The sequence below is a fragment of the Burkholderia sp. Ac-20365 genome, from assembly GCF_017104715.1.
GTDB lineage: Bacteria > Pseudomonadota > Gammaproteobacteria > Burkholderiales > Burkholderiaceae > Paraburkholderia.
The window spans coordinates 1-25,734 of record NZ_JAAGPI010000043.1; the positions used below are offsets into that span (position 1 = coordinate 1).

Below are 25,734 nucleotides of genomic sequence, written 5' to 3' on the forward strand. Positions count from 1 at the left end.
CGCGGCATGGGAGCGCACATCGGACGCATCGAAGGGATGGCAACGGCTGATCGCGCGCGCGTCGGAAGCGGGCATGCGCTGGCTCGACACGCCGCTGGGCCGCCAGATCGTCGCCGAGGAAGACCGGCGCGTGCTGGAGCAGTGCGGTTTCGTCGATGCCCGCGCGCGCGGCCTGTTCCTGATCGCGCGGATCGGCGGCGCGCTCGTGCTGCCGGTCATCGCGCTTGCGTCGATCGGTTTTCATCCGCAGGGTCCGCGCGGGCCGGCTCTCGTCCTGATTGCGCTGCTCGCGGGCTTCATGCTGCCGAAGATCGTCGTGCGTCGGCGCGCGGCGGCGCGGCGTCAGGCCGTGATCGACGAGTTGCCGATGCTGGTCGATCTGCTGCGCCTGCTGCAAGGCGTCGGTCTGTCGCTCGATCAAAGCCTGCAGGTGATGGTCAACGATTTCCGCAACGTGCTGCCCGTGCTGTCGGGCGAACTCGCGATCGCGCAGCGCCAGGCCGCCGCGGGCCGCACGCGTGAACAGTCGCTGCACCGGCTCGCGTCGAGCTACGCGAACGAAGATCTGCGCGCGATCGTGCGCCTGCTGATTCAGGTGGATCGCCACGGCGGCGCCGTGCAGGAACCGCTCAAGCAGTTCGGCGACCGCCTGCGCGAAGCGCGCCGCGCAATGCTGCGCGAACGCATCGGCCGCCTGACCGTCAAGATGACGGGCGTGATGGTCGTCACGCTGCTGCCCGCGCTGCTGATCGTGACGGCGGGGCCGGGCGTGCTCGCCGTCGTGCATTCGTTGTCGGCGTCGACGCATCGTTAGGGAAAACGAAACGTGATGAACAACTACAACTCGACGACGCGCTATCGGCCCGGAACCCGTTCGAACGCGATGCGGTTCGCCACGCTGGCGCTCGCCTGCGCGCTGCTCGGCGGTTGCGCGGTCAAGGAAGCGGGCTACGGCGTTGGTCCACAGGCCGAGCGCGAAGCGAAGCTCCAGCAGTCCACGCGCGATGCCGCGCCCGATACGCCCGGCATGTATCTCGGTCTGATCGACCGGATGCAGGCGCAAGGGCTGTATTACGCGTCGCTCGCGCATATCGACGCCTACGAGAAGCAATACGGCGCATCGCCCGATTCGATCCTGCTGCGCGCCGATGCATTGCGCGCCACCGATCAGCCGGACGCGAGCGCCGCCGCCTACACGCAACTGCTGAACACGCCGCTCGCCGCGCGCGGTTACCGCGGGCTGGGTTTGCTGGCGGGCGCGTCGGGCGATTTCGAGCACGCGTCGCAATCGCTCGATCATGCCGCCACGCTCGCGCCGACGGATGTCGCGACGCTGTCCGACCTCGGCTATGCCCGGCTGCGCGCGGGCGATATCGCGGGCGCGCGCGTGCCGCTGATGAAAGCGGCCGAGCTCGACGGACACAACCAGAAGGTCATCGGCAACATCGTGCTGTATCTGCTCGCGGACGGGCAGACGGCGCGCGCGCAGGCGCTCGTCAAGGAGCAGAAGATCACGCCGGAAGTGCGCGCGCAGATTCGCGACGAAGCGGCGAAGGTGGCGGCCGCGAGCCGCGCGCGCCGCGTCAGCGAACCGCGCACGGCGAAGCCGCGCCCGCCTGCCGCTGCATCGGCGCCGCTTGCGCCCGTGGCGAGCGTGCAGGCCGGGCAGAGCGTCGATCAGCCGCAGCGCGTGCTGCAACGGTTCGCGCAATGACGGCGATGCGTGTGCGGTTGCACAGGATCAGGGGGAGAACGATGAAAACGAACATGAGATGGCGTGGCATCGGCGTGGCGTGTGTCGTCGCAAGCGGTTTGTGCGCGACGGCCACTGCATTTGCACAGGATGCGGGCAACGCGACTGCCGCCGACACCCAAAGTACCCAGCCGCGCGCGAGCGAAGTCGGCCATTCGACGCTCAACTGGCTCGAACTGCAGCGCAGCGGCGAGCAGGCTGCGCCGCCGCTCGCGATGCTCGGCGACGAAGCGGGCCTCGCGTATCAGCGCTACATGGAATCGTTCAAGGCGAAGATTCCCGTGTCGTTCGGTTCGTCGGTGGGCGGGGGTGGCAATCAGCTGCACGTCGATTACACGAACTCGGGCGGAGCACAGTAGAGCTGACATGCGTTCGCTTCCGCCCCGCCATTCATCGACGATGCAGAGATTCGCGCGGCGCCGCCAGCGCGGCGCGACAGCCGTGCTCGCGGCCGTGTGGATCGGCACAGCCGTCGCGTCGCTGGGCGCGCTCGATGTCGGCAATGTGTATCTGATGCGCCGCCAGTTGCAGCGCACGGCCGATCTTGCTGCGGTCGCGGGCGCGCAGACCATCGGCATGGCGGGCGGCTGCGCGGGCGCAACGACTTCCGCGCAGCAGGCGGCGGTGCGCAACGGCTATACGGGCGATACGCCCGTCAGCGTCACGTGCGGCAGATGGTCGACGGCAAGCGGCGCTGCGCAGTTCGACGCGTCGGGCGCCACGCCGCTCAACGCGGTGCAGGTGACGGCCACGCAAAGCGTCAATCATTTCTTCATCGGCCCGGCGCGCGACGTGCAGGCCGTGGCGACCGCCAAGGCTTCCGATACCGCGTCGTTTTCGCTGACGTCGAATCTGGCGTCGCTATCGGGCGGCGCGGTCAACGGCTTGCTGGGCGCGTTGCTGAACGCGAACGTCTCGCTCGATGTCGCGACATGGCAGGCGCTTGCGTCGACCAATGTGCGCCTCGGCGATCTCGCCACGCAGCTGGGCGCGGCGTCGATCAATGAACTGCTGGGCGCGAAGGTGACGGTCTCGAATCTGGCTTCGGCGATGGCGAGCGTGTTGAGCCGCAACAACATCGCGAGCGCCAACGTGATATCTGCGCTGACGACGGTCCAGGCGGCAGCAAGCGGCGGCGTGGCGATTGCGCTGGGCGACGGCGGCTCGGGCGCTCCCGGCCTGCTCGCGATCGGTCTCGCGGACAAGCAGGCGGCGGCATCGGCGTCGATCAGCGCGCTCGATGCGTTGCTGGTGGCGGCCGAACTCGCGCACGGCACGTCGGCGCTCGATCTCGGCGCGGCGCTCAATCCGTCCGCGATTCCGGGGATTACGCTGCCTGCCAGCCTGACTGCGAAGGCGGCGATCCTGCAGCCGCCCGTGATTGCCGTGGGCGAGGCGGGTGTGGACGGCACGGGCGCGTACCGGACGAGCGCGCATGCTGCGCAGGTGCGGGTGTTCCTGGATCTGAACCTGTCGGTCGCATCACTGGCGACCGTCGATCTGCCGCTTGCCATCGAAGGGGCGAACGGCACGGCCGGGCTCGCGCAGACCCAATGTGCGAGCACCAAAGCCGCGAGCACCAGCACGGTAAGAGTAAGCTCGACCAACGTCGCGCAGGTGTGTCTCGGCCAGGACGCGGGCTTGAACCTCACCAACACTACGAGCGCCATGCGATGTCAGCAGCCTGCCAGGCTGGCTTCGCTGACGATCCCGCTGCCGCTATTGCCACCGGTTACCGTCGATGTGAATGCGGGGCGGGCCACGCCGTTGTCTGGCCTGAACCTGTCGCTGGGTGCGATGAATCCGGCCACGCTCACGTTCAACGGACAGACGGGCGACGGCGACGACTATCAATCGGTCAATGCCAACGCGCTGGGATCGGCGACGGGCGGACTGCTGGGACAGGTCATGGCGCAATTGCCGGGGTCGCTGTTTCTGACCGTCGGCGGCGCGAGCGTCGGCAGCGACGTGTTGAACGCCGCGCTCAGTCCGCTGCAAAACCTTACCAACGCGCTGCAACCTGTGCTCGGCAGCCTGGACACTGTGCTCGTCCCCTTGCTGCAACTGCTCGGCGTGCAGGTCGGCGTCAGCACGGTCCACGCGATCTCGCTGTCGTGCAGCGACGCGCAGCTCGTCAACTGAAAAAACGGCCATTAATGAATTCCTGCCTATGAGAGCCACCACGAAAATCGAGGAACTGGACCTGTACGTCTGGGAGGGCAAGGCCGATATCGTCGATCGCGTCGCGCGCTGCATGGCGAGCTTCGAGGTCGAGGTGATCCGCGCGGACGATACGGCGATTTCGGCGGAGCGCACGTCGGTGCGGCCGTCGCTCGCGATCATCAGTGTCTCCGTGATCGACACGGCCGGCTTTATCGTGCGCGATCTGCAGGCGACGCATGGCATGCCCATGATCTGGGTCGGCGCCGCGCCGCGCGATCAGGATCCGGCGATGTATCCCGCCGAGTACTCGCACGTGCTGCCGCTCGACTTCACCTGCGCCGAACTGCGCAGCATGGTGACGAAGCTGGTCGTGCAGCTGCGCGCCCATTCCGCGCAGACGCTCGAGTCGAGTGCGCTCGTCGCGAACTCCGAATGCATGCAGGCGCTGCTTCACGAAGTCGACACCTTCGCCGATTGCGACACGAGCGTGCTCGTGCACGGCGAAACGGGCGTCGGCAAGGAGCGCATCGCGCAACTGCTGCACGAAAAACATTCGCGCTACGGACGCGGGCCGTTCGTTGCCGTGAACTGCGGCGCGATTCCCGATGGTCTCTTCGAGTCACTGTTCTTCGGGCATTCGAAAGGCTCCTTCACGGGCGCCGTGGGCGCGCACAAGGGCTATTTCGAGCAGGCCGACGGCGGCACGCTGTTTCTCGACGAAATCGGCGATCTGCCGATGTACCAGCAGGTCAAGCTGCTGCGCGTGCTGGAAGACAGCGCCGTCACGCGCATCGGCTCGGCGACGCCGGTGAAGCTCGACTTCCGGCTCGTCGCGGCGACCAACAAGAGCCTGCCTCAGCAGGTCAAGGACGGCGCTTTTCGCGCCGACCTGTATTACCGCCTCGCCGTGATCGAGCTGAAAATTCCGTCGCTGGAAGAGCGGGGCGCCGTCGACAAGATCGCGATCTTCAAGGCGTTCATTGCGTCCGTAGTCGGGGCCGAGCGCCTCGCGTCGTTACCCGACATTCCGTACTGGCTCGCCGACGCCGTCGCCGACACGTACTTCCCCGGCAATGTGCGCGAGTTGCGCAATCTCGCCGAGCGCATCGGCGTGACGGTGCGGCAGATCGGCGCGTGGGATGCGGTGCGTCTGCAACGGCTGCTGGCGGTGGCGCGCAGCAATCAACCCGTGCCGGCAGAGAGCGCGGCGGAAGTGCTCGTCGATCGCAGCAAATGGGATATGGCCGAGCGCAGCCGTGTGCTGGCCGCGCTCGATGCGAACAGCTGGCGCCGCCAGGACACGGCGCAATACCTCGGCATCAGCCGCAAGGTGCTGTGGGAAAAAATGCGTAAGTACCAAATTTTCGACGAGGAACCCGAAACTCGTGAAAGTGAGTAATAATTAGACGGTTTTGCAAAACTAAAACACGACACGAGCAGAAATTACATGGACCAGAAGTCGAAAGTTCGACACATCGTGATGTCGGCAATGATCGTTTTCGGGGGCGTTCAAGGGGTCTACGCGCAGAGTTCTGCCAGTAACGGCACGGATGATCCTGTCGCTGTGATCGTTGCGCAAGCGACGCCAGCCGCCGCTCCTGTCGGCGCGGCCGGCCAAACGATTGCGCTTACGCCGGATGAAGCAAAGCAGTCGGCGTCGGGCAATGTCGCGGAACTGCAACAGAAGATTCACACCGCGGACCTGACCGAACTGCGCACCACCTACAACGGCAGCTACGGGGCCAGTCTGTTGTTCTACGGCAAGGACATGACGTACTACGTCGCGCTCTTCCAGCAGAAGAACTTCTGGCGCGTCATCAAGACGCAGGACGAAGCGCGCGCCGAGCAGATCTATCGCGACTTCGCGCGTCAGACGGCGCAACTGTCTGACGTCGAAATCCGTCGCACCAAGCTCGAGGCGCAGAAAGCCTACACCGACCGTCTCGTCGCGCTGTCGCAGGATCGTGCGAGCCGTCTGCAGGCCGATCTGAACATCGCGCACGAGCAGCAGACCATCGTCAACAGCATGCAGCAGCAGACCCGCGCGGAAGCGGCGGCGCTCGCGCAGCAGAAGGCGCAGTCGCAGGAGCAGTTGCGTGCGGCGCAGCGCCAGGTGCGCGACCTGCAGCGTCAGCTCGACAGCGGCCTGTCCGTGCATTGATGCTGGATGAGCCGCGCCGGCCTTCGACGGCCGCGCGGTTCAAACCGACACATATCACCTGAACCTCGCCGTGCCTGCCCGCAGGTCACGGTGCGAGGTTTCGTCTGTCTGCGCCTTTGCGTTCGGCCGTCGCGTCGAGCCATACGTACACATGGCGACGCGAGCGCGCATCCTGCCGCGCGTCAATCCAACGTCTTCATCCTTTCCGCGCTCGCGAACGTCCGTGCTCGCGCCGCGATCCGCTTCCCTTCAGTGCGACTTTTTCTGCTTGCCTGCACGATCGTCATCATCGTCGTCATCCGGATCGACCGCGATCGGATCGCTGGCGGGAAACGATTCTTCCAGCGCCTCGTCGAGACGTTCGTCGCTGGACGGATGTTCGTTGGGTGATTTCGGTTTGGGGTGTTTCGAGGTGGACATGACTTGCTCCGCTACGAAGAGGTGACTGTGTGGGACAGCATCGAAAAGTCAGCATAGCGCAATCGGCCCATCGCAGCCTCCGTGCGAACGGCATAGGACGAACGCACGCCGATGTCGCGTGAATTGCACGCCAATCCGCGACTCAGGTTGAAGACCGCGAAAGCATGTTGTAGGTTCCATGCAGGTCGATGGAATTTTTCGCCAGATGATTCGTTATATCAATGTCACACAAGGGACGGCGCGCAACAAAGCGCCGGGTGCGGCTGGCTTACGAGGGCGACCATGCAACCGAACGGATATGGCAGCGGACAACGCTTGAACGCGTCACATGTTGTCGAATCGGAACTCGAGCATCTGGAATGGGCAATGCGACAGCCGATGGTGCATCTGCTGAACGCCTGCTACTGGCGGCGGCGCGTGCTCGGGGTGCAGTGCGGATATGAACTGACAGCCCAGCAGGGCGTGCGGATCGAGAGGATGCTGAAGCTGCTGGCCAGCCGTCCCGGCTAGCCGGCCATCAGCATGTTGGCTACTACAAAATGACAGGCGCGCGAAACGCGCGCCCGGTCCTGCAATCGCAACGAAGAACGGGCCGCAGTCGCGGCCCTCGGTGCAACCTTATTCGTTGCCGCCGTTATTGCCCTGGTCGCTGCCCGTACCCGAGCCATACAGGCGCCGGCGGCGGGTGACGACGACGGGGGCGTCCGACGAGGAAGAACGGTCCGACGGCCCTTGCGAACCACCATACGACTCGCGCGGTTCACGCGGTTCGCGTGGCTCACGATGCTCGCGCGAGCCATGCGGGCCGCGTGCCGAATGATCGCCATGCGACGGACGGCCGGCGCGCGGCGCGGGACGCGTGCCCGTGTCGAGCTGGATAGTCGAAATGGCGCGCTTGTAGATGCCTTGCAGCCCGACGGGCGTGCGCAGCATCACCAGATACTGGTCGAACGACTCGATGCAACCCGTCAGGCGGATGCCATTGACGAGATAAATCTCAACGCGCTTACGTTCTTTGCGCGCAGCGTTCATAAAGTCGTTTTGCGGATGCGATTCTGCGGAAGGCATGGACAATTGTGTGTAGAGAAACGGTTGTTCGACGGGATTTTACCTGTTGTCGCTCTATGCCGACATGACGGGTCCCAAGTCTGAACGGGCTGACGCCCACTATAACCACTTGTGGACGCGGAAGCACTCATTAAAGGTCAAGTGTAACGTTGAGTTACGAAATCCTGTATGGCTATGCGCGCCAGCCAACGTTCGCCGTGTCGGGCACGCGCCGGCGCTCGCATTTTTGGCCGCCATCCCTGCATGCAATGAACGATATCGCGGAATAAATCGCCCGTCGCGAGCGTTTATTGGTCAGGCATCGCATGCAAGGCCGCGACGCCGTCAGGCGGCAGGACGGAAAAGCGCAGTACGCGTCGGCAGTGTGCGTCCGTCTTTGCGGAAGGTTGGTCAACTGTTCGTCAGCGGTCGCCGGCAGGTCACGGCGTCGCGGCAGGTGCCGCGCGTGCGTGTGTGCCGCCCGTTCAACGCATGGCCGCGCGACAAGCTCGCGCTTTACCGTGCAGGAGGGTTTTACATGAAAGTGTCCAGACTGGTATCGGCTGTATTCGTCGTGCTCGCGCTCGGCATGGTGTCGCTCTCGCTGACCGCATGTCAGTCGACGGGTGACATGAGTTCGTCGGGCGCAAGCAGCGGCGGCACGAGCGGCAGCAGCGGCGGTTATTGATGACGCCTGCGCTCGCATGACGGCTTGCGCCGGGTGAACTTCGAAGCTGAAGTGATTTCGTGGCTCCCGCAGTTGCGGCGCTATGCGCGCGCGCTGACGGGCGACCCAGCTTGGGCGGACGATCTGGTTCAGGATACGGCCGAGCGTGCGCTCGCGCGCTGGAAAGGTTTTCGACCCGACAGCAATCTGCGCGCGTGGCTGCTGACGATCCTGCGGCACCTGTACATCGACCAGTTGCGCGTGCGCCGCGAAATCGCCGTCGACGACGAGAGCGCGCCGTGGCGCAATCTCGAAGCGCCGCGCGGCGAAGTCGATGGTCTGGTGTTGCGCGATGTGCAGCGCGCGCTTTATTGTCTGCCCGTCGAGCAGCGCGAAGTAATGCTGCTCATCTGTGTGGAGGAACTGAGCTACCAGGAGGCGTCCGTGGCGCTCGGCGTGCCCATCGGCACCGTGATGTCGCGGCTGTCCCGCGCCCGCGAGCATATGCGGTCCCTGTTGACGGAAGGGCCCGTGCACAAGTCGCCGTCGCTGAAAGTGGTGAAGAGCAGGTGAAAAGCGCGCTATGAACAACGACGAAAACACTACCGGTTCCGCGAACACGCCCGATCTGCGCGCGCTGTCGGCGTTCGTCGACAGCGAGCTGCCCGAGAGCGAGCGCGCCGCAGTTCGCGAGCATCTCGCGCGCGACCCGCAGGCGGCCGCGCAGGTCGCCTCGTGGCGTGCGCAGAAGGCCGCGCTGCAGGCGTTGTGTGGTGCGCCCGAGCGCGAGGAGCCGCCGTTCATCGTGCTGCGTGCGCGGGTGCCGTGGTGGCGGCGCGTTGCCGTCGCTGCCTGCTGGCTCGCCGTTGGTGCCGGGCTGGCGCTTGCGCTCGGCCCGCTCGTGCCGCGTTTCACGGGCGGCGGCAATGGCGACGTGATGTCGTTCGCGCGTCGCGCGGATATTGCCTATGCCGTCTACACGCCTGAACGGCGACATCCTGTCGAAGTCGCGGCCGCCGAGGAAGAGCATCTGATCAACTGGCTGTCCAAACGCCTGAACCGGCATCTGTCCGTGCCGTCGTTGCAGGAGTATGGCTACACGCTCGTCGGCGGACGGCTGCTGCCGGGCGAGGCGGGGCCCGCCGCGCAATTCATGTACGAGAACCCTGGCGGCGCGCGCCTCACGCTCTACGTGACGGGCATCCCGAAAGACGAGACGGCGTTCCGCCTGTTCCGCGACGGCAACCGGCGCACGTTCTACTGGATCAACGACCACATGGGTTACGCGCTGTCGGGTCCGATCGAGGAAGACAAGCTGCGCTCGATTGCGATCGAAGTGTGCGGCGAACTCGGTGGCCGCCCGGAAACCTGGCAATAACGCTCACGCGTCATCTTTTCGATGGCCGGAAACATCGCGTAACACGATGTTCGCCGCCGCGTCCCGACCCTCAGGAATAGCCTCCAGCGCGCAAGCGTTTAATTGATGCAGGCGCGAGTTTCGTCGCTATCGGCGAGCATCCGGCGGCCGTGTGCCGCGCGCGTCCTGCAAGGCGAATCGATGGCGTCTTTACGGCGACGGCGCGCTTACGTGCTGCGACACCGCACCGTCGGGCAGGACAGATTATGCGTACTTTGACTGTAGTCGGTGCAATGGTGTGCGTGTGCGCCGGATGCGCGGTGCCGGCTTCGCCGCCCGTCGCCGCACAGGAACCGCTCAACGATCCGATGACGACGTGCCGCAATATCGTCGGCGAGGCGGAGATCGACGGCACGATGCAGCAGATCAGCGGGCTCGCGTGCCAGCAGCCGGATGGGACCTGGCAGATCCAGCAGGGCGGCGACGCGGCGGCCGTCGTGTATCCGATTCCCGCCTATCCTTACTATGACCCGTGGTACTGGGGCCCGCCGGTTGCCGTGGGCTTCGGCGCGTCGTTCGTGTTCGTCGACCGGTTCCATCATTTCCATCACATGAACCATGTGCATTGGGGACGGCCGGGCGGCGGTTTTCACGGGATGGGCGGCGCGCGCGGCTGGGGCGGCGGTCACACGTGGGGCGGCATGGGCGGCGGGCATCGGCGATGAGCGTGGCGCACATGCCCGGCGTGTTCCAGGGGCGTCTCGGGTCAAACAGGGCTGATAACGTCGAACAATGGACAAGGGGACAACTTGACACGCATCCTGCCGCCGGACATGTCCGCCGCGACGTTCGATCGCGCGCTCGCCGCTTTCGAGGCGATCGTCGGCGCCAACCAGATGGCGGCGTCGCCGGCGAGTCTTGCGCCTTACGCCGATCCGTTCGCGCCGGGTTCGCTGGCTGCATCGTTCGTGCCGTCGGCGGCGCTGCTGCCCGCGAATGTCGATGAAATCCGCGCGATCCTGCGTGTGGCGAACGAGTACCGCGTACCGCTGTGGACGGTGTCGACGGGGCGCAACTTCGCGTACGGCGGCGCGGCGCCGCGTCTGCCCGGCTCGGTGGTGCTCGACCTCCAACGGATGAACCGCATCCTCGCCGTCGACGAGCAGCTTGCGTATGCGCTCGTCGAACCCGGCGTCAGCTACTTCGACCTGCATCATCATCTGCGCGAGCGCGGATACAGGCTGTGGGTCGATCCGCCTGCGGCGGGCTGGGGCAGCATCGTCGGCAACACGCTCGAACGCGGCTTTGGCACGACGGCCTATGGCGATCACGCAGCGGCGCAGTGCGGCATGGAAGTGGTGCTCGCCAATGGCGACGTCGTGCGCACGGGCATGGGCGGAATCGAGATCGGCACGTCGTGGCAGGTGTTCCGGCACGGCTATGGGCCGTCGTTCGATCCGATGTTCATGCAATCGAATTACGGCATCGTCACGAAGATGGGCGTCTGGCTGATGCCCGCACCCGCCGCGTATCGGCTCGGCGAAATCCAGTTCCAGCGCGACGACGATCTGGAAGCAATCGTCGAAACGCTCCGGCCATTGCGTCTGAACGGCACGATCACGAATCAGGCGGTGATCGAAGGCGGGCTGCGGCGCGCGGCGGGCATCGGGCCGCGTTCGCAGTGGTATCAGGGCAAGGGCGTGATGCCCGAGAGCGCGATTGCGTCGATGATCGACGCGCTGAAAATTGGCCGCTGGAATCTGCATTACGCGCTCTACGGCGAGCGCGAAGTGATCGACGCGCAGGAGACCATCGTGCAGCGCGCGTTCGGCCGCATTCCGGGCGCGCGCATGCTGTCGAAGACGTACGACGGCAACGCCGAACCCGAAGGCGGCGGCGATCGCAACCTTGCGGGCATTCCGGCCATGACGGCATTTCGCATGCTCGACTGGCGCGGCGGCAGCGGCGCGCATGTCGATTTTTCGCCCGTCTGCCCGGCGACGGGCCGCGACGCGATGCGCCAGTACACGCTCGCGAAAACGCGTGCGAACGAATACGGTTTCGACTACTACGGCGGCTTCACATCGGGTGAGCGTCATCTGCATCACATCGCCGCCGCGATCTTCGATAAAAGCGACACACGCCAGAGCGAACTCGCGGGCGACCTGCTGCGCGCATGGATGAGCGATGCGCACGGCGCGGGCTACGGCGAGTACCGCTCGCACCTCGTCTATATGGACTTCGCGGCGGCGCGCTACAACTTCAACGACGGCGCGTTGCTGCGGCTGTCGGAGACGATCAAGGACACGCTCGATCCCGCGGGCATCCTGTCGCCGGGCAAGCAGGGCATCTGGCCAAAGGCATTTCGCAACTGGCGCGGCTATACATGAGGCGAGAGGGCGTGGACATGCAGCGGCGCACTTTCATTGCAGCAGGCGCGTGGCTGTCGACAACGGCGGCCTGGCCTGCCGTGTGGCGTCATCCGGACGCGCTGCGCGCGGGCCTCGCGCTGATCGACACGGCGCTGCCCGAAGCGTCCGCGCTGTCGGCGCACGCGACACGTCTGTGCATACCCGTGATCGACCTCGATGCCGCGCCGCATGCCGATATCGCCATGCTCTGGTACGACACGCTCGCGCCGCGCGCGGGCGAACGGCTGACGATGATCGGCGTCGCGCGCGCCGCGGACTTCTTCGTGCTCGCGCGTCTCGCGCTGCTGCCGGCTGCATCGATGACGCACGCGCTCAGCGTGCCGCAACGCGCATCGGTCGCGTTCGCGCTGACGTTGTGAACAAAACGTGATTTAAAAGCGGTATTCCGGGTTCTTCGGATCGAACGCCATATCGTCGAAGGTTTTCGGCGTGATCGTCTGAAACACGATGCGTTCGAAAATCTCGCCATCGTTCGCATACGACTCCGCCATGCGGAAATACGGATGGCGCAAGTCGAGGCCGAGCACTTCTTTCTTCGCGTAATACTCGGGCTGGCCCGTCGGCGTTTCATAGGTGAAGGCAATCACGCGCACGCCGTCCACATTGCGCACGTCGATCTGCGCGGGCCGCGTGATGCCGGCATTGGCGAACTTTTTCCCTTCGTCGAGAAACTGCTGCGCGATGAACTCCGTGCCGAGATCGCGCACCCGATGGTTCGACTGCGAGCGCGCCAGCGCGCCATTGATCGAGGTCCACAGCGGCATGATGTTGAAGATGCCACCGAGATGGCCATACATTTCGTCGGCGCGCCTGGATTCGTCGTAGATGATTTCCTGGCCGACGTGCGGGCCGCCCGGCAGCCAGCGGCCGTAGATGCGCAGCGGCTCGCGCGTGAGCCGCACCAGCATGTGATCGGGCCGGCGCGGCCACACGCCGCGAATGCGCTCCTGGCGCAGCATCGTGAACTCGTACGAAGGGTAGCCGTTCGGTCCTTCCTCGATATAGCGCGGCACCGTGAGCGGATCGAACGATTCGAACAGCGCGACGAGCGTCGCATCGTCCATCTGTTCGAGTGCGCCTGTTTGCGCGGCGTTGCGCAGCCACTTGACCTGCTGCTCGAGCGGCAGCTTCGCGACGCTCGCCACGGTTTCGTCGGCATGCGGGGCGAGCGCGGGTGACGCGTGTGGCGCGAGGGCGGCCGCGTCGTTCTGCGCGGCGGCCGCGCCCGCAGCGCCCACGATCAGCGCGCAGACCAGTTGCGCGACAGCCAGCCATGGCCAGCGCGCACGGCAGGACCGATCGCAACGCGAACGCAGTTCCACAATCTTCGGGTGATGCATGGATCACTCCCAAAAGCGCGGAAGGCTTCGCGTCGACGCAGTGCTCAGGCGCGCGATGCCGTCACGAGGTTTTCTGCTTCGCCAGCTCCTGATCGCGCAGCTCGCGCCGCAGGATCTTGCCGACATTCGTTTGCGGAAGCTCGTCGCGGAACTCGACGACCTTCGGCACCTTGTAGCCCGTCAGATTCTTGCGGCAATGCGCGATCACCTGTTCCTCGGTGAGCGAAGGGTTGCGCCGCACGACGAACACTTTCACGCGCTCGCCCTGCGCGACGTCCGGGATGCCGATGGCAGCGACTTCGCGCACGTCCGGGTGCATCGCGATCACGTCCTCGATCTCGTTCGGATACACATTGAAACCCGACACTAAAATCATGTCTTTCTTGCGGTCGATCAGGCGGATATAGCCGCGCGAATCCATCACGCCGATATCGCCCGTGGCGAGCCAGCCGTCGTCGTCGAGCACCTTGGCGGTTTCCTCGGGACGGTTCCAGTAGCCTTTCATCACCTGCGGGCCTTTCACGCACAGTTCACCCGGCTCGCCGATGTTCGCCCAGCTGCCGTCGTCCTTGCGAAAACGCACTTGCGTGGACGGTGCGGGCAGGCCGATCGAGCCGTCGAACTCGCGCATGTGCTTCAGATCGACCGGGTTCATCGACACGATCGGCGAGCATTCCGTGAGCCCATAGCCTTCGATGATCGGCTTGCCCGTGACCTGCCGGAAACGGTCGGCGACGGCCTGCTGCATCGCCATGCCGCCTGCCATCGCGAGCTTGAGCTTCGAGAAGTCGCGGTTGCGGAATTCCTCGTTGTCGAGGAACGCGTTGTAGAGCGTGTTGACGGCCGTAATGCCTGTGAAGGTTTCGTGGCGCAAGATCTTCATCACCATCTTCGTGTCGCGCGGATTGGCGATCAGGATGTTGCGCCCGCCGAGTCCCATGAAGATCATCGCGTTCACGGTCAGCGAGTAGATGTGATAGAGCGGCAGCGGCGTGAGCACGGTTTCGATCTCGTCGGTCAACTGGCTTTCGGCCCACACCTTCGCCTGCAGCAGATTCGCGACGATGTTCCGGTGCGTGAGCATCGCGCCTTTCGCGACGCCCGTCGTGCCGCCCGTGTATTGCAGGAAGGCGAGGTCGGTGGCGGCGGTCTGCACGGGCGAGAGCGTGCGCCCGTAACCCGTCGCGAGTGCCTTCAGCATCGGCACGGCTTGCGGCAGGTTATAGGCGGGCACGAGCTTCTTCACGTGACGCAGCACGAAGTTGATCAGCTTGCCCTTGAGGTTGAAGCCGTCTTTCAGCAGATCGCCGAGCGCGGTGACGATCACGTTCTGCACGCGCGTGCCGGCGAGCGAGTCCTCCACGGTCTTCGCGAAGTTCTCGAACACAACGATGGTCTGCGCGCCGCTGTCCTTAAGCTGATGCGACAGTTCGCGCACCGTGTAGAGCGGGTTCACGTTGACGACGATGGCGCCTGCCTTCAGCACGCCGAACAGCGCAACCGGATACTGGAACGTGTTCGGCAGCATGATCGCGACACGGTCGCCGGGCTTCACGCCGATGCTTTGCAGATACGAAGCGAAGGCGGTCGCCTTGCGCGCCAGTTCGCCGTACGTAAGACTTTCGCCGACGCTCACATAAGCGACGCGCTCACGAAAGCGCGTCGTGCATTCGTCAAAGAACGCGACGACGGACGCATACTGCGACACGTCGATCTCGCGCGGCACCTCGGGCGCATACGACGCGTACCAGATGCCGTCCGTGTTCGGCGCGTGCTGTGCTTGCGACTGTGTCTGGGTCTGGGTTTGCGTTTGCGTCTGCATCTGCGTTTGCATTGGCGCCGGTTGCGAGGTGGTCGGCTCGGTCATCGTGATGTCTCCCGTTGTTCCAGCTTTGTCGTTGTAGGTGTCGTGTGCATGAATCGTTCGCTGTGCTTCCGTTCCCGGACGGTGCGCGATTCTACCGTTCCAGAATCGCGACCACACCCTGGCCGCCTGCCGCGCAGATCGAAATCAGGCCGCGCACGGTGCCCGCCGGCTTGTCGAGTTGCGCGAGCATCTTCGCGAGTCCCGCGACGATGCGCCCGCCCGTGGCGGCGAACGGGTGGCCCGTCGCGAGCGAGCCGCCGTTCACGTTCATTTTCGCGCGATCGATGGCGCCCAGCGCGCCTTCGAGTCCCAGTTGCGTGCGGCAGTACTCATCGTCCTGCCAGGCGGCGAGCGTGCAGAGCACCTGTGCGGCGAACGCTTCGTGAATCTCGTAGTAGTCGAAATCCTGCAAGGCGAGGCCCGCGCGTTTGAGCATGCGCGGCACCGCGTAGGCCGGCGCCATCAGCAGGCCTTCCTTCTTCTCGAAGAAGTCGACGGCGGCCGTTTCGTGCCACGTCAGCCACGCGAGCACGGGCAGGCCGCGTGCGGCGGCCCATTCCTCGCTCGCCAGCAGCACGGCCGACGCGCCGTCTGTCAACGGCGTCGAGTTGCCCGCCGTCATCGTGCCCGCGTCGCGGTCGAATACCGGCTTGAGCGACGCGAGCTTGTCCAGCGTCAGGTCGGGGCGCACGTTGTTGTCGCGAGCGAGACCGCGAAACGGCGTCATCAGGTCGTTGAAGAAGCCGCTCGCGTAGGCTTCCGTGAGCTTGCGGTGGCTGTCATAAGCCAGCACATCCTGTGCCTCGCGTGAGATGCCCCAGCGTTTGGCCATCAGCTCGCAATGCTCGCCCATCGAAAGTCCTGTGCGCGGCTCGCTGTTGCGCGGCAGAAGCGGCTTGAAGAACATGCCTGGGCGCAGTTTCGCGAGCGCGCCGACGCGCTGTCCAGCCGAGCGGCCGCGATTCGCTTCGAGCAAAATCTTGCGCATTCTTTCATTGACGCCGATGGGCGCGTCCGAAGTCGTATCGGCGCCGCCCGCGATGCCCGCGTCGATCTGCCCGAGCGCGATCTTGTTCGCCACCAGAATCGCCGCTTCGAGGCCCGTGCCGCAGGCCTGCTGCACGTCGTAGGCGGGCGTTTCCTTCGCGAGCGTGGTCGACAGCACGGCTTCGCGCGCCAGGTTGTAGTCGCGTGAATGTTTGATGACGGCGCCCGCCGCGACCTCGCCGAGGCGCTCGCCATGCAGGTTGTAGCGGTCGATCAGGCCTTGCAGCGCGAAAGTCAGCATGTCCTGGTTCGAAGCCGTCGCGTACGCGGTGTTCGAGCGCGCGAACGGAATCCGGTTGCCGCCGATGATGGCGACGCGGCGTGTCGTGGTTAGCGGGTTTGACGGCGGTCGTGACGAGTCAGGCATCGAGCGGCTCCCTCATGGTGTCTGGGTGTCCGCCTGTCAGGCGGATCGAATCGCGCATGCAACGCCCGGCACCTGCTTGAAACGGATCAGGCGGGGCGTTGATTCCATGGTTGGTTGCATGCCGTGCGGCGCTGTGCGCCTGGCACGGCACGGCGTCATTGCAGATTCCACTGGAAGCGGCCGCGCAGATGCGGCTTGCCGCCTTCGGGATCGCGCACTTCGAATTCGCGCGCGGTGGGCGAGGGCGCGGCCGTCCACAGCGACGCTTCGCCGGGCAGCAGCATCGGCAGCTTGAATTCGCCTGAGAGCGTTGCGTCGGCGAGGCGTTTGGGCGGTTGCAACGCGGCTCCCGTGCGCGCGAGCGTCCACATGCCGTGCGCGATTGCACGCGGAAAACCGAACGCTTTCGCGGACAGCATCGACAGATGGATCGGGTTGAAGTCGCCCGATGCCTTCGCGTAGTCGCGGCCCAGTTGCGACGGCAGTTGCCAGCGCGCCGCGCGCGTGAGCGCGTCGCCAGCCGTTTCCAGCGGCGCGAGGGGATCGCCGCTCGCCGCCACGCCGCGCTTGAGATACACGCTGTCGCCATCCCACACGGCTTCGCCGCGCCGGTACACGCGCGTTTGCATCACGAACGCCTGGCCTTTGTCGTGACGCAGGCGCGCGCCGAATTCGACTTCGACGCGCAAGGTATCGTCGAACGAAAGCGGCCGGCGCATGTGGACGCTGTTGGCCAGATGCACGATGCCGAGCGCCGACCACGGAAACGCCGGGTCCGTCAGCAATAGCAGATGCAACGGAAACGCGAGCAGATGCGGAAACGTGAACGGAATGCCCTGTTCCGGGAAAAAGCCGCACACACGCGCATAGCGTTCGATCGCAACCGAATCTAGCGACACGGCCGGGCGCACGAGCCGCAACGCGGGCAGGTCGGTCGAACGGTGCCGCTGGAAGCCCTTGATCACGCCCGACAGCGCGCGCGCATACAGCGCGGCGGGTTTGGGCAGTTCCGGCAGCACGACCGTTTTGGTGCGCGGCGCGCCGAACATCGAGCTGGAGTCGTAGAACGCCATGGCCGTCACGCTCCTATCAGGCTTTGTCCGCACACGCGCACGACCTGGCCCGTCACGCCCGCCGAGCCCGGATGCGCGAGCCACGCGATGGTCTGCGCGACGTCGGCGGGCTGGCCGCCCTGGCTCATCGAGTTCATCCGGCGGCCGGCTTCGCGCAGCGCGAGCGGCATTTTGGCGGTCATCTGCGTTTCGATGAAGCCGGGCGCGACCGCGTTGATCGTGATGCGCCGCGCGGCCAGAAACGGCGCCATGCCCTGCACGCGGCCGATCACGCCCGCTTTCGACGCCGCGTAGTTGGTCTGCCCGAGATTGCCGGCAATGCCGCTGATCGACGACACGCAGACGATGCGCCCGCCGTCGCGCAGCGTGCCCGCTTCGAGCAGCGCGTCGTCGATGCGCTCCTGTGCCGACAGGTTGATGTCGATCACGTTGCGCCACGCCGCTTCCGTCATCTTCGCGATGGTTTTGTCTTTCGTGATGCCGGCGTTGTGCACGAATACGTCGACGCCGAGTTCGTCGAGCGCGGTGGTGAGTTGCGCGGGCGTTTCTGGCGCGGCGATGTCGAGCGCGAGCGCGGTGCCGCCGAGCTGGCGCATGGTGGCGTCGAGCGCGTCGCTGGCGCCGGGAATGTCGATGCCGATCACGTGCGCGCCTTGTGCCGCGAGCACGTTGGCGATGGCGGCACCGATGCCGCGCGCCGCGCCCGTGACGACGGCGCGCTGACCGGCGAGCGGCTGGGTCCAGTCGAAGTCGTCGCCGATCGCGACAGAGGCCGATCCGATTCGTACGACCTGGCCCGACACATACGCCGAGCGCGGCGACAGAAAGAAGCGCAAGGTCGACTCGATGCCGCTTTCGCCGCCTTGCGCCACATAGATCAGATTGGCCGCGATCCCGCGCCGGGCCTCCTTGCCCAGCGAACGCGTCATGCCTTCTAGCGCGCGTTGCGCTGTCCACTGGCGCGGATTCGCACAGGCTTCGGGCGGACGGCCAAGCACGACGATCCGGCCGGATTTGTCGAGCGAACGCAGCGCGTCATGAAAGAACGCGTAAAGCGTATCGAGCTGCGCGCTGTGTTCGATGCCGCTCGCATCGAAAACGAGCGCCTTCACGCGCGCCTGCGAGCCGGCGGCGGGATCGGCGGGTTCGAAGCGGCCCGTCATCAGTCCGTGGCGATTCGCGAGCGGCACCCACAGGCCCGCGCTCGCGTGCGCGACGCTCGTCACGCCGATATGCGCGATGACGTCGGCGAGTGCGTCGAGCAGTTGCGGCGCCGGGCCCGCGCCGACGGCGACGATGCCGTCGAACTCGGGCGCATCGGCGCGGTAGCGGCGCAAAACCTCGGGCTTCGGCAAGCCGAGCGAGCGCGCGACCCGCGCGCCCAGCGGCGAATTGACGAAGTTCAGGTAGGAATCGTTCACGTTATTGGCTCCTGGCCCGACGGATGAACGTCAGTGTGCACGGAGCCTGTGACTTGCCGCAAGTTACGTCCCTTTTCCCGTGTCGGCTGATTTTGTCGGATCGATGCGCCGCGCCGGCCGTCATGCGGCGAGTTCCAGCGCCTTGTCGAGCGCTTCCTTGCGGCGTTGCAGATCGGCGAGCAGGCCGAAATCGGCGGGGAAATCGTCGACCTTCACGACTTCGGCGCCGTAGCGTGCGTACTCGTCGAGCAGCTTGCGTTCGTCTTCGTCGATCAGCCCGCGCTGCTGCGCCGCTTCGTTCCAGCCGGTGAGATCGGCGAGACTTTGCGGAATCGGCCCGATGCGGCCACGTTTGATCGCTTCGCGCAGACGCTTTTCGATGTGCGCAACCTGCGGCGTCAGCGCGAACGCCAGTTCACCGTAGCCGATCGGGTCGACACCGATATGCGGCACGTAAGAATCGGCAAGCAGCCGGTCGCGCGAGTCGCCGGGCGTCTGCATCAGTTCGGCGATCGCGCTGCCGAGCGCATCGGACGGCGCGCGATGCGGCAGGCCGAACGGAAACGCCAGCGCGCGCACGAGGCCCGCGGCGAAGCGGTTCGGATAGTTCTGCAGCACACCGTCGAGTGCGATTTGCGCGCGATACAGCGCGTCTTCGACGCCCCATTGCACGAGCGGCAGGTCGCTGTCGTGGCGGCCTTCGTCTTCGAAGCGCTTGAGGGTTGCGGAGATCAGATAGAGCTGCGACAGCACATCGCCCAGGCGAGCCGAGATGCGCTCGCGCCGCTTCAGTTCGCCGCCGAGCACGAGCATCGACACGTCGGCGAGCAGGGCGAACACCGTCGAAAGCCGCGTGGCCGCGCGGTAGTAGCGCGCGAGCGGCGCGTGTGCGCGCTGCGGCTTCGGGATCAGTGCGCCACCCGTCAAGCCGTACACGACGCTGCGCATCGCGTTGGAGAGCGTGAAGCTGATGTGGCCGAAGAACGCATCGTCGAAATCGCGCAATGCCTTCGTGCGGTCGGTTTCGCGCGTCGCCGCCATTTCCCTGAGCACATATGGATGGCAGCGGATCGCGCCCTGGCCGAAGATGATCAGGCAGCGCGTCAGGATGTTCGCGCCTTCGACGGTGATCGAAATCGGCACCTGCTGGTAAGCGCGTGCAAGGAAATTCGACGGCCCCATGCAGATGCCTTTGCCCGCGACGACGTCCATGCCGTCGTCGATTACTTCGCGGTTGCGCTCGGTGATGTGGTACTTCGAGATCGCCGAGATCACGGAAGGCTTTTCGCCGAGATCGACGGCGTGCGCCGACAGGCGGCGCGCGGCGTCCATCACATAAAGGTTGCCGCCCATGCGCCCGAGCGCTTCCTGCACACCCTCGAACTTGCCGATCGCGGTGCGGAACTGCCGCCGCACGGCTGCATAGGCGCCCACGCCGCGCACCGCGATTTTCGACATCCCGACATTCGACGACGGAAGTGAAATCGCGCGGCCCGCCGCGAGACATTCCATCAGCATGCGCCAGCCGTTGCCGACCTGCGCGCGGCCGCCGATCACCCAGTCGAGCGGGATGAACACGTCCTTGCCCGAGTTCGGGCCATTCTGGAACACGGCATTGAGCGGCCAGTGACGGCGGCCGATGCTCACGCCCGGATGGCTGGTCGGAATCAGCGCGCAGGTGATGCCGGGTTCGTCTTCGCCGCCGAGCAGATGATCGGGGTCGAGCGCGCGGAACGCGAGACCGAGCACCGTCGCGATCGGCCCGAGCGTGATGTAGCGCTTGTTCCATGTGACGCGAAAGCCGAGCGTTTCGCGTCCTTCGAACATACCCTTGCAGACGATGCCGACGTCGGGAATCGCCGCCGCGTCCGAGCCTGCATATGGACTTGTCAGCGCGAAGCAGGGGATTTCATCGCCGCGGGCGAGGCGCGGCAGATAGTGGTTCTTCTGTGCGTCGGTGCCGTAGTGCAGCAGCAGTTCGGCCGGGCCGAGCGAGTTCGGCACCATCACGGAGACGGCGGCCGCCGAGCAGCGTGTCGCGAGCTTCATGATGACCTGCGAATGCGCATACGCGCCGAAGCCTTTGCCGCCGTACTGCTTCGGGATGATCATCCCGAGAAAGCCCTTGTCCTTGACGAACTGCCACGCTTGCGGCGACAGGTCTTGCCAGATGGCCGTCGTTTCCCAGTCGCTGGCGATATCGCACAGTTGCTCGCATTCGTTGTCGAGAAAGGCCCGTTCTTCGACCGTCAGCGTGGCCGGGCCGTGGCCGAGCAGCGTGTCCCAATGCGGACGCCCGGAGAATAGCTCGGCGTCCCACCAGACGGTGCCGGCTTCGATCGCGTCGCGTTCGGTCGGCGACATGTCGGGCAGGATCTTGCGGAACGCGTCGAGCACGCGCGCACTGAGCCATGCGCGGCGCAACGGCTTCACGGTCAGCACCAGCGCGGGAAGGACGAACACGATGGCCAGCAGAATGGTCGCCGTCACACCGGCTGTGCGGGTCAGCCAGGCCGCCGCGACCCACACGACGAGGAATGCGAGCCACCACGATGCCCGCGCCTGCAGATAGACGAGCGCCCCGGCGGCGACGATCAGCGCAACGATGAACCACGTCATGGCGATCCCTCCTTTTCTTTTCGGGTTGCAGGGCGAGCGCGGCCCGCGATGCGCGGCGGCTCGCCATTTCTTCGAGTTGTCGTGATGCATGGCGAACGGATGTCCGCCGTTGTCCCTGTCGCAGCCTGTGTGCCCGTCGGACCGAGGGGCGCGTCTAGTGCGAGTGTGCGCGCGGCGCGGCGCAATGTGTGTTAGCTGGCGCCCGCGTGCGCGAGACGCCAGCGTCGCGGTCAGCTGTGCGCCGCGTAGTGCGTGCCGTAGTCGCGTGTGTCGGTTTGCCGGTCCGATTGCACGGCTTGCGGGAACGGGCTGGGCGCGGTGCGGTACGGTGCATCAGGCGGTGCGGTGAGTTGCGACGTGCGCGGCGTGGACTGCGCCGGTTGCGATTGCGCGGCGGTTGGGTCCGTCGCTTCAGCAGGTGGTGACGCGTCGCCCGCCTGTGTGTTGCATATCGTCTCGCACGCAATATCGGCACCGCCTGCGTCACCGAGCACGGATGCGAACACGGCCAACTGGCTCGCATCGGGCAGCGGCGCCTTCAGCGCGGACACGATCAGCGACGCGAGCCGCGCGATCAGTTGCAGGTCGTTCATCGACTTGCCTTGCGCGAACTCGTTGATGAGGCTGTCGGTATCTGCGCCTGCGAGCACGCCGGACAGCGCGCCGATCGCGAAATGCAGCCGCCAGCCGAGTTCTTCACGTGGCAGATGCGGCAACGCGCGCTGGAAAGCTTCGAAGAATCGCTCGGACACGGACGCGTAATGCCCGTTCAGGAAGTCGCGGATGAACGGCGACGGATCGGTGTAGGCGCGACCGAGCAGCCGCAGGAACGCCTTACCGCCAATCTTCGTATCGCGCGAGACGCGCAGCGCGGGGATGAACATCGCGCCCAGCACGTGCTCGCAGGTCAGGCGCGGCCCGAGCAGCGTGTCGAAGCGGTCGAGCAGCTTGACGCGCTCCTGGTTGAGCAGGTCGAGGCGGCGCGACAGCATCGCGTGCATCAGCGCTTCCTTGCTGCCGAAGTGATAGTTGACGGCGGCCAGATTGACCTCCGCTTTCGACGTGATCTGCCGCAGCGACATCGCTTCATAACCGCATTCGATGAAGAGCGTCTCGGCGGCATCGAGGATGCGCGATTTGGTGTCGCCGGACTGGCGGCTCGTCGTGCGAGTTGTCATTTATGTCTCCCTGCCGGCTCTCACCGGCCTAAAACAATCGATTCAAATTTTGATTTGAAACGTGCGTTCTTTTTTCAGGATAAGAAGGACGTCAATGATCGGGCAAGAGGTGAGTGTCGATGCATTCCTCTAAAAGTGTCCGACCGCGCGTGCCCTCGCAGACGACGCGGACGAAAAAGGCCGCTCCGGAATGAACCGGAGCGGCCTCGTATTTGCTGCATTGGCCCGGGCGCAGCGCCCTTATGTTCGATGTGTGGTGCGTGCGCTCAGTGTACCGTCGCCGCGACCTGTTCGGCAGATTGTGTCATATCTATGCCGCGTCGTTCACGGCTAAAAAGAATAAACACGGCGATCACCACGGCCACGATGCCGATCACGGTCGCCATCACCGTTGCATAGTCGTTACCGTGCGCCTCGGCGATGCCCGCCTGCAGCGGCCCGTTCACCGACGCGATCAGGTTGCCCAACTGATACACGAGGCCGGGGAAGGTCGCGCGAATCTCATCGGGCGAGATTTCGTTCAGATGCACGGGAATCACGCCCCACGCGCCTTGCACGGAAATCTGCATCAGGAATGCGCCTGCGGCGAGCAGCATCGGCGTCGACGAAAATGCCCACAGCGGCAGCACAGGCAACGCGATCAGAGCGGCGATGCAGATCGCGCGCTTGCGGCCGATCTTCTCCGACAGCGAGCCGAAGAAGAGGCCACCGCAGATCGCGCCGATGTTCAGCACGATGGTGATCCACGACACGGTGTGGGCATCGTGATGATGTTGCACGCGCAGGAAGGTCGGATACAGATCCTGCGAGCCGTGCGAGAAGAAGTTGAACGCCGTCATCAGGATGATCGCGTAGACGGACAGCACCCAGTTCTGCTTGAGCGTGGCAACGAGGCCCGGGCGCGCTCTCTTTTCGAGCGTCTTGAACGCGGGCGACTCGGGCACGTGCGCGCGGATGTAGAGCACGAGCAGGGCGGGCAGCACGCCGATGAAGAACATTCCGCGCCAGCCGATGTATTGATACAGCACGCCGAATACGAGCGCGGCGAGCAGATAGCCGCTCGGATAGCCCGCCTGCAGCAGCCCGGAGACGAAGCCGCGCGCCTTGGGCGGCACGGTTTCCATGGTCAGCGCGCCGCCGACGCCCCATTCGCCGCCCATCGCGATGCCGAACAGCGCGCGCAGCACGAGCAGCGTGGTGAGATTGGGCGAGAGACCGGACAGCAATTCGAGTAGCGAGAAGCACGCGATGTTGATCATCAGCGTGGGACGGCGGCCGAACTTGTCGGCGAGGAAGCCGAAGATGAGTGCGCCGACGGGCCGCATCATCAGGGTCAACATGATCGCGAATGAAACCGATTTGATATCAGTGCCGAATTCGCTTGCGATATCTTTCAGAACAAAAACCATCAGAAAGAAATCGAATGCGTCGAGCGTCCAGCCTAAATAGGCTGCAATCGTGACGTTTCTCTGTTCCCGGGTCCAGCTCATTTCAATTGTTCTCCTCTGATCTCGCGCAACGGTAGTTGCGGTCTCCGATTGATCGTGCTGTTTAAAAGCCTTTACGCGGCGATAAGCGCGCGCCGCACCCCGTAGCTCAAGGCCTTGCTGAGTGTACGCCCACCATTAAGCGTCTGCATGAAACATCGGCGCTTTGTCAGTGCTAATCCCTAGATAATCGATTGTCGAATGAGGAATAATGTCTGGTAAATGTAATTAACGTAGTTATTCTGATTGGGTATAGTTTGTTAATCGTAATTATGGGGAATAGCGATTGCTTGCGTCTTTTGCTTCGCAGCGGTTAATTCTGAAGCCGCGCACACTTGCCGATCCGGATGATTGCATCGCAATGGATCGGGATCCCGACGTGACGCGGTATGTGAATGGTCCATGGCATGAGCCGGATGCGCATCGCCGGTTTGTCGTCGATCGCATCACGCGTGTTTATCCGGAAGGGCTTGGCTACTGGTCGATCTTCGAGCGCACTGCACCGACGCGTTTTATCGGTTGGGTGCTGCTGATTCCGAAAGATGCGCATGGCCCGGATGTCGAGATCGGCTGGCGGCTCGTGCGCAATGCCTGGCGCAAAGGGTTTGCCAGCGAGGCTGCACGCATCGTCGTCGCGCATGCGTTTGCTTCGGTTGGGATGGAATGGATGGTTGCGGGGATTGCGGAGGGCAATGCCGCTTCGCAGCGCGTGGCGCAGAAGCTTGGAATGAAGCGGGAAGGGATGACGGATGGATACGTGCGGTTCAAGCTGTCGCGCGAGTCGATCTAAAGAGAGCAGGCGTAGAAAACAAAAAACCCCGTACGCTTTCGCATTACGGGGTGATCTGTTTTAGCTCTGAGAGAGTGGTGCCCAGGAGAGGACTCGAACCTCCACGGTGTTGCCACCGCTAGGACCTGAACCTAGTGCGTCTACCAATTCCGCCACCTGGGCACGTCTCAAGCTAGACCGCTATTTTAACGAGAAGATTCTGCGTGTCAATCGGTATTTCGAAAAACGCTTCATCTTTTCGTCTGGTTGTTCGCGCATCAAATGACTACACGATCAACCGATACTGCAACTTCCTGCATCGCTCTTACGCAATCCGGAGACCGGCGCGAAGAGCAGTGCTCTCACTACAATGAAAAACCGCCCGAAGGCGGCTTTCATTTGAATCTTGGTGCCCAAGAGAGGACTCGAACCTCCACGGTGTTGCCACCGCTAGGACCTGAACCTAGTGCGTCTACCAATTCCGCCACCTGGGCAAGGTGCGTTTGAAGCAGAGACCGAGATTATAGCGTGCCGAAGAAGCGTGTCAAGCGTTTCCTGAAAACATT

The 25,734-nt window shown here is 64.7% G+C and carries 24 protein-coding genes and 2 tRNA genes; 14 read left to right on the forward strand and 12 right to left on the reverse strand.

From position 1 onward, the window contains the following. The 6 genes from G3O01_RS38755 to G3O01_RS38780 all read left to right on the forward strand — a co-directional run. A partial coding sequence (locus G3O01_RS38755; RefSeq protein WP_205812636.1) for a type II secretion system F family protein occupies positions 1–814 on the forward strand: 814 nt, incomplete at its 5' end. 69 nt (positions 815–883) lie between these two features. Further along, positions 884–1,714 (forward strand): pilus assembly protein, encoded by an 831-nt coding sequence (locus G3O01_RS38760; RefSeq protein ID WP_205812735.1) that lies wholly within the window; start codon positions 884–886, stop codon positions 1,712–1,714. A gap of 41 nt (positions 1,715–1,755) precedes the next feature. After that, a complete protein-coding gene (locus G3O01_RS38765; RefSeq protein ID WP_205812637.1) occupies positions 1,756–2,112 on the forward strand; it encodes a DUF3613 domain-containing protein in 357 nt (118 codons plus the stop codon). Between the two features lie 7 nt (positions 2,113–2,119). Next, entirely contained in the window at positions 2,120–3,895 is a 1,776-nt protein-coding gene (locus tag G3O01_RS38770) for a TadG family pilus assembly protein (RefSeq protein ID WP_241024642.1), read from the forward strand. Between the two features lie 28 nt (positions 3,896–3,923). Then, positions 3,924–5,315, forward strand: a complete 1,392-nt coding sequence (locus G3O01_RS38775; RefSeq protein WP_205812639.1) for a sigma-54 dependent transcriptional regulator — start codon at positions 3,924–3,926, stop codon at positions 5,313–5,315. 48 nt (positions 5,316–5,363) lie between these two features. After that, positions 5,364–6,077, forward strand: a complete 714-nt coding sequence (locus G3O01_RS38780; protein WP_205812641.1) for a DUF2968 domain-containing protein — start codon at positions 5,364–5,366, stop codon at positions 6,075–6,077. Between the two features lie 249 nt (positions 6,078–6,326). Here the strand turns inward: G3O01_RS38780 and G3O01_RS38785 are convergent, their stop codons facing one another. Beyond that, complete coding sequence (locus tag G3O01_RS38785; protein ID WP_205812643.1) at positions 6,327–6,497, reverse strand: hypothetical protein; 171 nt, start codon at positions 6,495–6,497, stop codon at positions 6,327–6,329. A gap of 282 nt (positions 6,498–6,779) precedes the next feature. Here G3O01_RS38785 and G3O01_RS38790 point away from each other — a divergent pair, with 282 nt between their 5' ends. Further along, positions 6,780–7,007: a hypothetical protein gene (locus G3O01_RS38790; RefSeq protein ID WP_205812645.1), complete on the forward strand. Its 228-nt coding sequence runs from the start codon at positions 6,780–6,782 to the stop codon at positions 7,005–7,007. 108 nt (positions 7,008–7,115) lie between these two features. On the opposite strand, the gene hfq is transcribed toward G3O01_RS38790, so the two are convergent. Then, positions 7,116–7,565, reverse strand: coding sequence for an RNA chaperone Hfq (gene hfq, locus G3O01_RS38795; RefSeq protein ID WP_205812652.1), 450 nt, complete (start codon positions 7,563–7,565; stop codon positions 7,116–7,118). 517 nt (positions 7,566–8,082) lie between these two features. Here hfq and G3O01_RS38800 point away from each other — a divergent pair. From G3O01_RS38800 to G3O01_RS38825, 6 genes are all read left to right on the forward strand, one after another. Continuing rightward, positions 8,083–8,232, forward strand: coding sequence for a hypothetical protein (locus tag G3O01_RS38800; protein ID WP_205812655.1), 150 nt, complete (start codon positions 8,083–8,085; stop codon positions 8,230–8,232). Positions 8,233–8,265: 33 nt separating this feature from the next. Further along, on the forward strand, positions 8,266–8,784 hold the full coding sequence (locus tag G3O01_RS38805; RefSeq protein ID WP_205812656.1) for a sigma-70 family RNA polymerase sigma factor: 519 nt from the start codon (positions 8,266–8,268) through the stop codon (positions 8,782–8,784). A 10-nt stretch (positions 8,785–8,794) separates the two neighbouring features. After that, positions 8,795–9,589 carry an anti-sigma factor gene (locus G3O01_RS38810; RefSeq protein WP_205812658.1) on the forward strand — a complete coding sequence of 265 codons (795 nt, stop codon included), beginning with the start codon at positions 8,795–8,797 and terminating at the stop codon, positions 9,587–9,589. A gap of 245 nt (positions 9,590–9,834) precedes the next feature. Continuing rightward, positions 9,835–10,293 carry a hypothetical protein gene (locus tag G3O01_RS38815; RefSeq protein ID WP_205812659.1) on the forward strand — a complete coding sequence of 153 codons (459 nt, stop codon included), beginning with the start codon at positions 9,835–9,837 and terminating at the stop codon, positions 10,291–10,293. Positions 10,294–10,377: 84 nt separating this feature from the next. Beyond that, positions 10,378–11,958, forward strand: a complete 1,581-nt coding sequence (locus G3O01_RS38820; protein ID WP_205812661.1) for an FAD-binding oxidoreductase — start codon at positions 10,378–10,380, stop codon at positions 11,956–11,958. A gap of 17 nt (positions 11,959–11,975) precedes the next feature. Further along, positions 11,976–12,359, forward strand: a complete 384-nt coding sequence (locus G3O01_RS38825; RefSeq protein ID WP_205812663.1) for a hypothetical protein — start codon at positions 11,976–11,978, stop codon at positions 12,357–12,359. 12 nt (positions 12,360–12,371) lie between these two features. Here the strand turns inward: G3O01_RS38825 and G3O01_RS38830 are convergent, their stop codons facing one another. The 8 genes from G3O01_RS38830 to G3O01_RS38865 all read right to left on the reverse strand — a co-directional run bounded on the left by G3O01_RS38830 (position 12,372) and on the right by G3O01_RS38865 (position 24,402). Beyond that, positions 12,372–13,340 (reverse strand): DUF1571 domain-containing protein, encoded by a 969-nt coding sequence (locus G3O01_RS38830; protein WP_205812670.1) that lies wholly within the window; start codon positions 13,338–13,340, stop codon positions 12,372–12,374. A 61-nt stretch (positions 13,341–13,401) separates the two neighbouring features. Then, positions 13,402–15,207, reverse strand: coding sequence for an AMP-binding protein (locus tag G3O01_RS38835; protein WP_241024644.1), 1,806 nt, complete (start codon positions 15,205–15,207; stop codon positions 13,402–13,404). Positions 15,208–15,298: 91 nt separating this feature from the next. Beyond that, on the reverse strand, positions 15,299–16,621 hold the full coding sequence (locus G3O01_RS38840; protein WP_205812672.1) for an acetyl-CoA C-acetyltransferase: 1,323 nt from the start codon (positions 16,619–16,621) through the stop codon (positions 15,299–15,301). Positions 16,622–16,776: 155 nt separating this feature from the next. Next, positions 16,777–17,694 carry a MaoC/PaaZ C-terminal domain-containing protein gene (locus tag G3O01_RS38845; protein ID WP_205812674.1) on the reverse strand — a complete coding sequence of 306 codons (918 nt, stop codon included), beginning with the start codon at positions 17,692–17,694 and terminating at the stop codon, positions 16,777–16,779. 5 nt (positions 17,695–17,699) lie between these two features. Then, the gene (locus G3O01_RS38850) at positions 17,700–19,115 is read right to left on the reverse strand and encodes a 3-oxoacyl-ACP reductase (RefSeq protein ID WP_205812676.1); all 1,416 of its coding nucleotides are present in this window, start codon (positions 19,113–19,115) and stop codon (positions 17,700–17,702) included. 120 nt (positions 19,116–19,235) lie between these two features. Then, a complete protein-coding gene (locus G3O01_RS38855; protein WP_205812678.1) occupies positions 19,236–21,734 on the reverse strand; it encodes an acyl-CoA dehydrogenase in 2,499 nt (832 codons plus the stop codon). A gap of 230 nt (positions 21,735–21,964) precedes the next feature. Beyond that, entirely contained in the window at positions 21,965–22,912 is a 948-nt protein-coding gene (locus G3O01_RS38860) for a TetR family transcriptional regulator (protein ID WP_205812680.1), read from the reverse strand. Between the two features lie 266 nt (positions 22,913–23,178). Further along, the gene (locus tag G3O01_RS38865) at positions 23,179–24,402 is read right to left on the reverse strand and encodes an MFS transporter (protein ID WP_205812682.1); all 1,224 of its coding nucleotides are present in this window, start codon (positions 24,400–24,402) and stop codon (positions 23,179–23,181) included. A 283-nt stretch (positions 24,403–24,685) separates the two neighbouring features. Between G3O01_RS38865 and G3O01_RS38870 the strand changes: the two genes are divergently transcribed. After that, positions 24,686–25,189 (forward strand): GNAT family N-acetyltransferase, encoded by a 504-nt coding sequence (locus tag G3O01_RS38870; RefSeq protein ID WP_205812684.1) that lies wholly within the window; start codon positions 24,686–24,688, stop codon positions 25,187–25,189. Positions 25,190–25,264: 75 nt separating this feature from the next. On the opposite strand, the gene G3O01_RS38875 is transcribed toward G3O01_RS38870, so the two are convergent. Together G3O01_RS38875 and G3O01_RS38880 are read right to left on the reverse strand one after the other, a co-directional pair. Continuing rightward, positions 25,265–25,351 (reverse strand) — tRNA-Leu (locus tag G3O01_RS38875). Positions 25,352–25,575: 224 nt separating this feature from the next. After that, positions 25,576–25,662, reverse strand: a tRNA-Leu gene (locus tag G3O01_RS38880). Positions 25,663–25,734: the final 72 nt, after the last annotated feature.